The organism is Sphingomonas aurantiaca (genome assembly GCF_003050705.1).
In the GTDB taxonomy this organism is placed as follows: Bacteria; Pseudomonadota; Alphaproteobacteria; order Sphingomonadales; family Sphingomonadaceae; genus Sphingomonas; species Sphingomonas aurantiaca.
Map to the genome: position 1 here is coordinate 45303 of NZ_QAOG01000010.1, position 11022 is coordinate 56324.

12 protein-coding genes are annotated in these 11022 nt (G+C 61.4%); 6 read left to right on the plus strand and 6 right to left on the minus strand.

Annotated elements, in window-relative coordinates; genetic code table 11:
• Nucleotides 1–157: 157 nt before the first annotated feature.
• The 4 genes from C8J26_RS19790 to C8J26_RS19810 form a co-directional block, all read right to left on the minus strand.
• Nucleotides 158–730: a PIN domain-containing protein gene (locus tag C8J26_RS19790; protein ID WP_056677692.1), complete on the minus strand. Its 573-nt coding sequence runs from the start codon at nt 728–730 to the stop codon at nt 158–160.
• Nucleotides 730–1212: a helix-turn-helix domain-containing protein gene (locus C8J26_RS19795; RefSeq protein ID WP_056677689.1), complete on the minus strand. Its 483-nt coding sequence runs from the start codon at nt 1210–1212 to the stop codon at nt 730–732. The genes C8J26_RS19790 and C8J26_RS19795 overlap by 1 nt, the downstream gene beginning before the upstream one ends.
• Before the next feature lie 608 nt (nt 1213–1820).
• Complete coding sequence (locus C8J26_RS19805; protein WP_056677686.1) at nt 1821–2384, minus strand: recombinase family protein; 564 nt, start codon at nt 2382–2384, stop codon at nt 1821–1823.
• Between the two features lie 146 nt (nt 2385–2530).
• Nucleotides 2531–3001 (minus strand): hypothetical protein, encoded by a 471-nt coding sequence (locus C8J26_RS19810; RefSeq protein WP_031392881.1) that lies wholly within the window; start codon nt 2999–3001, stop codon nt 2531–2533.
• A gap of 201 nt (nt 3002–3202) precedes the next feature.
• On the opposite strand from C8J26_RS19810, the gene parA reads away from it, so the two are divergent.
• The 3 genes from parA to C8J26_RS19825 all read left to right on the plus strand — a co-directional run bounded on the left by parA (nt 3203) and on the right by C8J26_RS19825 (nt 5749).
• Nucleotides 3203–3880 carry a ParA family partition ATPase gene (parA, locus tag C8J26_RS19815; protein WP_031392882.1) on the plus strand — a complete coding sequence of 226 codons (678 nt, stop codon included), beginning with the start codon at nt 3203–3205 and terminating at the stop codon, nt 3878–3880.
• Between the two features lies 1 nt (nt 3881).
• On the plus strand, nt 3882–4151 hold the full coding sequence (locus C8J26_RS19820; protein ID WP_031392883.1) for a ribbon-helix-helix domain-containing protein: 270 nt from the start codon (nt 3882–3884) through the stop codon (nt 4149–4151).
• 248 nt (nt 4152–4399) lie between these two features.
• Nucleotides 4400–5749, plus strand: coding sequence for an IS1182 family transposase (locus C8J26_RS19825; protein ID WP_236701726.1), 1350 nt, complete (start codon nt 4400–4402; stop codon nt 5747–5749).
• A gap of 350 nt (nt 5750–6099) precedes the next feature.
• Here C8J26_RS19825 and C8J26_RS19830 read toward each other — a convergent pair whose 3' ends face one another.
• Together C8J26_RS19830 and copM are read right to left on the minus strand one after the other, a co-directional pair.
• Nucleotides 6100–7518, minus strand: a complete 1419-nt coding sequence (locus tag C8J26_RS19830; RefSeq protein ID WP_056677682.1) for a YncE family protein — start codon at nt 7516–7518, stop codon at nt 6100–6102.
• Nucleotides 7515–7901, minus strand: a complete 387-nt coding sequence (copM, locus tag C8J26_RS19835; protein ID WP_333981212.1) for a CopM family metallochaperone — start codon at nt 7899–7901, stop codon at nt 7515–7517. Before copM ends, C8J26_RS19830 begins: the two co-directional genes overlap by 4 nt.
• Nucleotides 7902–8156: 255 nt before the next feature.
• On the opposite strand from copM, the gene C8J26_RS19840 reads away from it, so the two are divergent.
• From C8J26_RS19840 to C8J26_RS19850, 3 genes are all read left to right on the plus strand, one after another.
• On the plus strand, nt 8157–9326 hold the full coding sequence (locus C8J26_RS19840; protein WP_107960092.1) for a beta-propeller fold lactonase family protein: 1170 nt from the start codon (nt 8157–8159) through the stop codon (nt 9324–9326).
• A 46-nt stretch (nt 9327–9372) separates the two neighbouring features.
• On the plus strand, nt 9373–10356 hold the full coding sequence (locus tag C8J26_RS19845) for a malate dehydrogenase (RefSeq protein WP_107960093.1): 984 nt from the start codon (nt 9373–9375) through the stop codon (nt 10354–10356).
• An 88-nt stretch (nt 10357–10444) separates the two neighbouring features.
• The coding region (locus C8J26_RS19850; protein WP_107960096.1) for a LysR family transcriptional regulator at nt 10445–11022 on the plus strand (578 nt) is incomplete at its 3' end.

Below are 11022 nucleotides of genomic sequence, written 5' to 3' on the forward strand. Positions count from 1 at the left end.
AGTGTTCTCCCTTCTCGTGTGAAAACGGCTTTTGGGAAAGATCTATCGTTCCCAAAAGACCATCGTTTTCGAGGAAGCTTTGTGTCAAAACCGAACGGTTCTGACGCTTGAGATAGGTCAGCGCCTTTCAAGCGCTTGCTGGTGTCAGAACCCTCATTTAAAATAGCTCGGCGAGGGGTTGCAGTCGGTGGCTCGCTTGGACCAAGCCGCTTTTCCGAAAGCGGTCGAGGTAATCTTCGGCGGTTACAGCGGGATTGCGAAACTGACGGCGCTGGCTACCGATCGCGGTCAGAGCCTTGGCCGTATCAAGATCGATGACATTGACGATGAAGTCGTCGGGATGCTTCACCTCGATACCGTGGCGGGCGGCCACTTCGACCGGAAAATCCTTGAGGTTGTAAGTGACGATCGCATCGGCTCTGCCGTGAATCGCTGCTGCAAGAACATGGACGTCCTTGGGATCAGGCAGCGTCAGGGCAGGCATCAGCGATTCATAGCTTTCCACCAGCGCCTCCCCGAAGCTGTCCATGTAGGCCCGCTGGCGTTGGAAATGGTCAGTTGGCAAATCAGGAAACCGCCGCCTCAGGCTTTCCTCCCACTCGGCCAGGATCGCCTCGCTCCAGAGCGGCCGGAACAGCCGGTTGGCGGCGAACCACAAAAGCGCACCCCGCACGATGGAGGGGTGCATGACGTTGGCATCAAGCAGGACGGTGTAGCGGCCGACCAGCATCAGGGACGATCGAGGGGTGCGTGATCATCGAAGAGGCCAGCTTCCTGATCCAGGTCCGCCATCCCCTGCAAGGCCTCATGCCGGGCCGCATCCATGCGGCTGCGGTAGGTCAGCACGTCGCGCCCGAGCAGCTTACGATGCGTGCCGACCATCCGGAACGGCAGGTCACCGCGTTCTAAGAGCTTGATGAGGTGTGGACGCGACATGTTGAGCAGATCGGCCGCCTGGCTGGTTGTAAGTTCTGCCTGTACTGGCACAACAGTGACGGCATGACCGTTGCCGATCTCAACCAGCATCTTGACGATACTGTTGAACACACCAGAAGGCAGGCTGATAACGTCCTCGCCTGCCCCTTCTACAGTCAGGTGAATAGGGCGGCTGGAATCTACCCTCGACAGTGCACGCGCGGCGTTACCGGCCGCCTCGATCTCGTGTGCAGTAGGCTCGTAGGCCTCGTCGATATTGAAGGCCACGGCGGCCATGTTTCGTCTCCCAGAGCGGAAGCCATCTAGTGATTGCGACTTGTAAACGCAATAAGTGAAACGAGTGTCAACGGGAGGACGTTCCACTGCGGTGATCGTCGAGCATGCTGAGGGGGGTTGGTGTGATCCAGTCGCCTCCCAGCTTGGGGTATGGGCCGTAGAACAGATCACCCAACGCACGCCGATAGTGCGCGTTCATCCAGCGACGGCGTCGATGCTCCGGTCCATCGTGGAGCATGTGGCAGCGCTGGCAGAGCGCTGCGAGCTGGTGAAGCGCACTGTCGCTCGGATCATGATTGAGGTGCGCACAGGCCAGGACCACCGGTGTCCACCGGCCTTGTAGCAGAATGTTCTCCGTAGGCCGTTGCACACGCCGGCCCCGGCCATTGCGCCAGCATTGCCGGTTCCGATCCCACCACCGTCCGTCGCCCAGGTGGAAGACCTTCTGCCTGTGGGGGCGTCCACAATGCTCGCAGTGTCCCCCCGCCCGCACGAAGCGTATCTGGTGCGAGAGCTGCGCCCAGTCGATCGGATACAGGAACACGTGCTCGGGGCGGATAGGCATCAGGCCCTCCCTGCCGAAACGTCAGGTTGCTCAGCCCACCGCATCATGGAGCCACCGTCGCTGCGGTCAGCGCCCGGTAGAGTGTGGCATGATGGCATTTGAGCAGCTTGGCGGCTTCGCGCACCGATGTGCCTTCGCCTATCAATCGTTCGCCGAGCGCGACCTGATCGGGGGTGAGCTTGGGCGGACGGCCGAAGCGCACCCCTCTTGCCTTGGCTGCTACCCGTCCGCTGCCGGTGCGCTGGTGGATCAGCTCGCGCTCGAACTCGGCGATGCCGGCGAACACGGTCAGCACCATGCGGCCCGCAGGCGAGGTCGTATCCGCCCAGGGCTCGGCCAGCGAACGCAGACCGGCGCCGACCTCCTTCAGTCTCTCGGCAATATCGAGCAGGTCGCGGGTCGAGCGTGCCAACCGATCAAGCCGCGTCACCACCACCGTGTCTTCGTCACGCAGTTGCTCGATCATCTTGGCAAGCTGAGGCCGGTCACGCTTTGCGCCAGAGATTTTTTCTTCGAACGTCCGCTTGCATCCGGCCTCTTTCAACGCGGCGCGTTGCAGCCGGAGATCCTGGTCATCGGTGGACACACGGGCGTAGCCAATCAACATGTCGCATAACTGTATCGAAATGTGAGTATTATGCAACAGACTTTTGCGACAACGCTAAATGAGACAAAACAGTTTTCAGGAACGCTGTCGCAAAACTTAGAACATTTGCGACAGTCGACAGTTGCTATCCTGCGGCCCTCACAGCCTCATTCTTCAAGCCTGCCTGTGCGAGCCTCCTTCTTCGACTTGTCCCATTCCTTCTTGATGAGCCGTTGGGCTGCTTTCTCGACCGTATCCGCCTTTTTGAGCCAATCGGGCTTTGGAGTATGCCGCGCACTCACTAGCTCCTCGACTGCGCGGAAGAGCGCGCGATCCAGGGCATGTTTGTCCTCAGTCCCTACGTCGCGGCAGGCCGGGTTTAGGCGGAGTACGATACCAGCGCGCGCGGCATGTACCTTTCGCCAATTCACCGGCTTGGCAGGGCTAACTGCACCACGCCGCACCTCGGCCGTTAACTCTACAACCAGCCCTCGCATTGCTTCTCGCCATACCGCGCGCTCGCTGGTGACGATCTGGACGAAGATGGCCTTGTCTGCGTTCTCCTTCCCGGCCTGCGCGCCAAAACGCGCGCCAAGGTAGGCAAGCACGCCCGCAAAGGCCGTTCCGAAGCCTTGCACCCACGTCCAGCCGCCTGATCCTGACCCCCCTGATATTCCTGTCACGTATGCTCCCTTATGCCGCGAACCTCGGGTGCAGCTTACGACCACCCAACCACGCTGCTACAGGCCACGAAGGCTATCAGTTCACAAGTGAGATTGTTATCTTGCTCACTTGTGTGCTATCCATCATGTTCACACGCGAACACGTGCAGGGGCTACATGAAGACCATATCTATCATCAGCCAGAAGGGCGGAGCGGGTAAGACCACGCTTGCCATCCACCTTGCCGGTGCCGCCACCAGTGCGGGCCTCTCCGCGCTGATCCTCGACGCGGACCCGCAAGCGACCGCTAGCCAATGGAACCACTGGCGAGGCGGCGCGGACCCTGAGGTCGTAGATTGTGCCTCCCCCACCCTCCTTCCGCGCAAGGTGCAGCAAGCAGCCGATCTAGGCGCGGACCTAGTCATTATCGATACGCCCCCACACGCGGACATCATGGCGCGCGAGGCGTGCAAGGCTGCGGACCTGATCCTTATTCCTTGTCGTCCCCAAGCGTTCGACTTGTCAGCCGTTGAAACGACGGCCGAGCTGGTGAAGGCAGCAGGCAAGCCGGCCTTCGTGCTCTTCATGGGCGGTCCTCAGCGCGCGCCAACTACTTACAGAGACGCGCGGGAGCTGATTGAGGGCAGCGAAGGCGTTGAGGGTATGGGTGTGCCGGTCGCGCCCGTCATGCTCACGATGCGCGCGATCTATCACCACAGCACGGCGCAAGGGAAAACCGCGATAGAGGCGGAGCCTGACGGTAAGGCGGCGGAGGAGATCGCCGCGCTATGGACGTGGACAAGCGAACGTGTGAACTTGCCCACAAGTAAGCAGGGCAGAAAGAAGCGAGGCTGACATGAGCAAATTTGGCGCCATGAGGCAGCAGCGTGCAGAACGCGCGAAGGTGGAGCCGAGCGTCTCGACCCCAGCCATTGAGGGCTCGGCGTCGGTGCGATCGGCGGCGCGGCAGGGCAAGAAGGCTGTCAGCGCATACTTTAGTCCGGAAGTTAGCCGAGGCTTAAATGTGCTGGCGGCCGAGAACGGAACTACCCTTCAGGCCTTGATGGGCGAGGCAATCGACCTTCTCATGCGCCAGTACGGCAAGCACCCGTTCGGGGAGCGGTGACGCGCAGCTTTGAAGAGGGGGCTGCACATAGAACGGACCCAGATGTACGCTAACGCGATCGGGTGTCAGCAAACCCCCAGATTCGGGTTTCCGTACAGCTGACCAAAGCGACAGGGTTTGTCGCACACTCTGCCATCCTGTTGGCACCACGACCCAAGGCCGGAGCGCACCCTGTCCGAAAGCATGTCAGACTGTCCGAAAACTGCGTGATGGATTCCCGTCAGGTTTCGTATCCGGTATGATCGGGCATGGGCTACATCGAACGTCAATCGCGCGATCAAATGCTGCTGCTGCCAGCCTCGGTCGATGACTATGTGGCGGCAGACAACGCGGTGCGTTTCATCGCGGCCTTCGTCGACGATCTGGATCTGGGGGAACTTGGCTTTGACCGCTTTCGGCCAAAGGCGACGGGCCGACCCGGCTACGATCCCGCGGATCTGCTGAAGCTTTACCTCTATGGCTATCTCAATAGGGTCCGCTCAAGCCGATGCCTGGCGGCGGAAGCCGGGCGCAATCTCGAAGTGATCTGGCTGCTGGGCGGCCTGCGTCCCGACTTTCGCACGATCGCGGATTTTCGGCGCGTGAACCGGCCAGCATTCAAGCCGCTGTTTCGCGCCTTCGTGCTGCTGTGCCGCAAGCTCGATCTGTTCGGGCGGGAACTGGTTGCCGTGGACGGCACGCGCCTCAAGGCGGTGAACAGCCGCAAGCGCAACTTCACGCAGCAAAAGCTGGCCGGATGGATCAAGCTGGCCGACGAGCGGATCGAAGAGTATTTGGGACGGCTTGATCGGGCCGACCGCGCGGAAATCGAGGCGCAAGGCGCGGCGCGCCGTGCGGCCACGCTCGAGGCGAAGCTCGCGCGGGTGCGAACACGGCGTGAGCTGCACCAGGCGATGCTCACCGAACTTGTCGCCAGCGGTGAGAGCCAGCTGTCACTTACCGACCCTGATGCCCGGGGGATGGCGATGCACCCCAAGGTCGGGGTGGGCTACAACGCACAGGTCGCGGTCGATGCCCGATACAAGCTGATCGTCGAGCAGAACGTCACCAATTCGGGCAGCGACCTTGGATTCCTGGCCCAGACAGCCGGTGCCGCGCGTGAGGTGCTGGGCGTCGAACGTATCGATGCAGTCGCTGACAAGGGCTACTACAAGGGCGAGGACATCGCTGCCTGCGAGGATATCGGCGTCGTGCCCTATGTCGCGCGGCCGCAGCGCGGCTCGGCGGTTGCAAGCGGCTATTTCAACAGAACCGAGTTTCGCTACGACCCGGAGGCCGACTGTTACGTCTGCCCGAGTGGTGATCGCCTTGATCCTTATACCCGCACCCGCAAGGACGAGCATATCGCCATCCGCTATACCAATATGCGGGCCTGCCAAACCTGCTCCCTAAAGCCGCAATGCACTTCGGGCTCCCGGCGAACTATTGATCGCTGGGAAAACGAGGCTGTGCTTGAACGCATGGCCGAACGACTTGTCGCGAGGCCCGATATTCTCGACAAGCGACGCGAGACGGTCGAGCACCCGTTTGGATCAATCAAACAGTGGATGAACCAGGGTGCGTTCCTCATGCGCGGGCTCGCCAACGTCAACGCCTAGTTTAGCCTGACGGCGCTCGCCTACAACCTGCGGCGAGCCATCAACATCCTCGGCATTCCCGCCCTGCTCCGCGCCGTGCAGGCCTGAAAAGGCCGGACATCCATTTCTCAAGAGAATATCGCGCTGACGATGCCCAATGTGAGGGATTTGCCCGCCGACGAGCGATCCAATCCAGAAATTCTGCCTCGAGCGCCCTCCAGGGCAGCGCGCGCCTAACGGCATGGCCATCCCGGAGTTCTCGGACGGTCTGGTGTGTTTTCCGACAGTCTCAAAACGCTGCGGCAGCCTATACCAGCGTCATGACCAAGATACCGGATACGGACAAGAGATCGCAGGTTTCACCGGAATCCTCATTTTTGCACCTGAACGACGGCGCCCGGCATCATCGGGTCGCCCGGAGCAATGACGAGGTAACGGCGCATGTCGCCTTTTGCGTCGCTGACGATCTGGCGGAGCGGTCCGAGCGTGTTGACTATCGCGCCGCCCGCCGGATTGGTCATGAACTTCGCCAGAGGCTGGATCACGCCGCTGCCATCAGCGCGGGAGGATAGCCCAAGGACATAGGGCATCTTTGGACTGAGGCCCGCAACCGCCGCCTGCAAAATCTGGACTTGGCCCTGATCGAACAGCGTCACCTGGCTGCGCCCAGTCCCGGATAGAGTCAGCTGGATCTTCATGCCGGCCTGGGCGAGCGGCACCAGGTTTGCACGGCCATCGCCTACCGGCACCGCGCCGGGAACGTAGGCCACGCCTTGGGGCCCCTGACCGATCGGAATCGTCGCGATAACGGTGTTGCTGGCGGTATCGATCGCCGCGACTGCGTCGGCGTTCTCCAGCCCGACATACATCCGCGTACCGTCGCCCGACGGCCAAAGGCCGTGCGGGAGCGCGCCGACCGGGATGTTCGCGACCTGCGCGAAGTCGGTGGTGCGGAACACCTTGACGACGTTCTCGGTGCCGACCGTCACATAGGCGAACTGGCCAGCCTTGGTGCGGGCGATGTTGACGTGGTTGGTGATCGCGCCTGTGTCGAACGTCTTGAGCACTGCGAAGGGTGGCTTGGCGTCGAACACCATGACCTTGCCGACGTCTTTCAGCGTCAACCAGACCTGCTTGCCGTCGGGCGTCGCGGCGATGTCGGGGCAGAACGGGCTCGCCTGCTTGACGCGACCGACGATCTTCTTCGAGGCGGTGTCGATCACAACGGTCTCGGGAGAAAAGCTCGAACAGACGTAACCGTATTTCCCGTTCGGCGAGAAGATCGTCATGCCGGGGCCATTAGGAACGGGGATGCGCGTAGTCGGCGCGAAGGTCTTGCCGTCGAGCACCTGGATATAATCCTCGCCGCGCACCGCGACCCAGACTTCGCGACCGTCGGGGCGGAAGAACGCTTCGTGCGGCGATCGGCCCACATAGGTCGTATGCTTCACGGCATTGGTCGCAGTGTCGATGAACGTCACCGAGTTCGAGCCGATCGAGATCGCCGCCAGCGTCTTGCGATCAGGCGAGAAGCCCATGCCGTGGACGAGCAGCTGTCCCTTGTAGAGCGGGCTGAGGTTCGCGGGGGTCTGGTCGCCGAGTTTTATCATGCCGAGCAGCGTGTTGGTCGACGGATCGATCACCGACACGGTGTTGGAGAACTGGTCCGAGGTGTAGAACCGGTCCTGCGCGCTGACGGGGACGTCGGGGGTCGCGTTCGGCACTTGCTGGGCAAACGCAGGGCCCGAGAAACACAAGGCGGCGCAGGCGGTTAGGGTGAAACGCTTCATGGACGGTCTCCGTGATGGGGGTGACCGGTCGCGGTCGGTTCGGTGTGAGGCAGCAACGCGCCGCCTTCGGATAGGATGCCCTGCATCACCGCGATTTCCTGACGCTGTTCGACGATGATTCCCTGGGCGAGCCGGCGCAGGCGTTCATCCTTGCCGAACCGCAGTTCGACTTCGGCCATGTCGATCGCACCCTGATGATGCGGGATCATCATTCTTGCGAAGTCGCGATCGGGATCGCTTGAATAACCGGTCATCATCGCGCCGTGCATCCGCGCCATCGCCGCATCCATTGCGGACGCGAAACCGTCCGTTTGCGCTAACGCACCCGTTGATACGGACACGGCTATCGCCGTTAGCAAGGCCGTGCGAGATTTCATCGTCATGCCTTTAGTATTCCCATTTATGACACGCGAGCGATGAATGCCGAGCGTGACAGCGTAAATGATCGCAGCTCAGCCATCGATCCAACGCATAAGCATGGTTGTTCTGATCATCTAAAAAGAACGGTAGACAATCTATGATCGCGTTTTCGTATTGAAACCATCGTTACCATGCGTTGGACGCAGGGGAGATATCGGTCGATCTAGCGGCATCGGACTGGCACGATCACCCGCCGGATCCGCGATAAGGATCAAACGATGAAAGCTGCGATCGTTCTGGTTGCCGCGATGTTGGCCTCCGTAGCCCCAGTCCCGGCGATCGCTCAGGCCTATTGGGCTGCACCTGCGGCGGACGACTTTCCCTGCGATATCAAGGCGGTTCAGGCACCGTGGTCGAAGGCTGATATCGACCTTAGTCATCATGACCGGATCTATGTGTCTGACCCGACATCGACAAAGATCGTTGTCATCGATCCTGCAGCGGGCAACGAACTGGGACGCATCGACCTCACCAAAAGCGCGATAGCTGAGCCCAGCTTTTCCAGCCCCAAAGTCCAGCACCTGGCTGCAACGCGTGACGGGCGGACCCTGGCGGTATCGGCATTAGCGCAGCACAGTGTGACGCTCGTAGATCTGGCCACGAACACGGAACGAGGCCGGACCGTGTTCCAGACGTCGCCTACCGCCGTCGCGTTTACGCCCAATGGGCACGAACTCTGGGTTTCGCTCGGCGATGAACATGCCATCGCGGTCGTGGATCCTAAGACCGCGCGGGAGATCACCCGCGTACCAGCAAGTGGCGGAGCGGGCGCGACCATCCTGTCGCCAAACGGACGCTATGCCTTTGTATCGCTTACTGAAAGGCCGTCCATCCTGGTTGTCGACGTCGAGCATCGGCGCGTCGTCGGACACGTTGCCAGCAACGGTGCAGGTGAGGGAGCAATCGCGGTCTCGCCAGATGGCAAACAGATTTGGGCAACACGCCGCGAGAGCGGCACGACCACGGTTTTTGCTGCCAAACCGCCGTTTGCGGTACGCGAAGTGATAAACACTGGTCCAGCAACGGGCGCGGTCAACTTCGCCCAGCGCGCGGACGATTCCTTTGCCTATGTCAGCATTGGCGGCGATCAACCTGCAATCAAGGTCTATAGAACCGACAGCCTGGAGGCTGTGACAACCATCCCGCTACAAGCGGCTCCGACCGCGGTTTGGCCGTCGGGCGATGGTACGAGGATCTATGCCAGCCTGGCCGGAACCAACAAGGTCGCTGGGATCGACACGCTGACGTACACCACCGCGTCGACGATCCCGATCAGTACGGATGCGCAAAGCCTGATCTACGTTCCTGGTGCCGTGCGATCAGGAAAAGGTCTCGCCAATCTGGTGCCATCCGGGCGCGATGCGGCGCTTGCCGTGGCGGCGCGTTGATCGGTCTTACACCGTCTGTAATTTCCCAAGGAAAGCCCTTTCCAAAATGACCAAGCCCCCCGTCAGGATCGTGATCAGCGGTGCCGCAGGACAAATTTGCTATTCGCTGCTCTTCCGGGTCGCGCAGGGTGATGTGTTCGGACCGGACCAGCCCGTTATCCTTCAACTGCTCGACGTGCCGCAGGCGATGGACGCAGTACGCGGCGTGGTCATGGAACTGGAGGATTGCGCGTTCCCGCTGCTGGCAGATGTGATCATTACTGATGATCCGATGGTGGCTTTCAAGGACATCGATGCGGCCATGCTGGTCGGGTCTCGTCCCCGCTCGAAGGGCATGGAGCGCCGTGATTTGCTCGCTGCCAACGCAGCGATCTTCAAGACGCAGGGCGCAGCGCTGGACGCAGTGGCCAAACGCGACGCCAAGATCCTGGTCGTCGGCAATCCCGCCAACACAAATGCCTGGATCCTTGCGCAAAGCGCGCCGGGTTTCCCTGCCGAAAACATCACGTCGATGATCCGCCTCGATCACAACCGCGCGCAGGGACAGCTTGCGGCCAAAGCGGGTGTCGGTGTCGATGCGATTACAAAGCTCGTCGTCTGGGGAAACCATTCGCCGACGATGTTTGCCGACTGGGGAAATGCCGAACTCGATGGCCAAAAGCTCGCCGACCGTATTGGAGACGAGGCTTGGTACCGCGAAACGTTGATCCCCACCGTTGCGCAGCGCGGAACCGCGATCATCGAAGCACGGGGTGCGTCCTCGGCCGCATCGGCCGCAAATGCGGCGATCGATCATCTACGCGACTGGGTGCACGGCGCAGGCGACAATTGGGTGTCGATGGGCGTGGTGTCAGATGGCTCCTACGGTATCCCGCAAGGGCTGGTGTGCGGCGTGCCGGTGCACTGCAAAAGCGGTGGGTATGCGCGTATCGAAGGACTGATCCTCGATCCATTCCAGCGAACGATGCTCGATCGCACGATTGCCGAACTGGTCGATGAACGTGAGGCGGTTATCGACATTCTGAAATGACCGATCGGTATATCTGATTGGAATGACCGTAATCTTTGGTTGGTGCGATTGATCTCCTTTCCCTATCATTGGGGCAAGGAGATCGGGCATGACCCTGGAACAACTCAGGATTTTCGTCGGTGTCGCTGAGCGCGAGCACATGACGCGCGCGGCCGAAGCGCTCAATGTGACGCAGTCAGCCGCAAGCGCTGCCATCGCCGCGCTGGAAGCCCGGCACGGCGTGCCGCTGTTCCACCGGGTCGGCCGTGGGATCGAACTGTCCGAAGCGGGCCGCATGTTTCTGGTCGACGCACGCGCAGTGCTTGGCCGTGCCGCCAGCGCGGAACTTGCACTGGCCGAATATGCAGGACTGGAGCGCGGCACTCTGCGGCTAGTCGCAAGCCAGACGATCGCGGGCTATTGGCTGCCCCGCCAGCTGGCCGCGTTCCATGCGCGCTACCCCGCGATCTCAATCGAACTGGCGATCGACAACACCGAGGGGGCCGCGGCGCGCGTGCTCGACGGTGCGGTCGAGCTCGGCTTCGTCGAGGGTGTGATCGACGAGCCCGCGCTCGCGCATTGGACGGTCGCGAACGACCGCATGGTGCTGGTAAGCGACCGCGCAGCCGACACGATCGACGAGGACTGGATCCGCGCCGCACGCTGGATCGTCCGCGAGCAGGGATC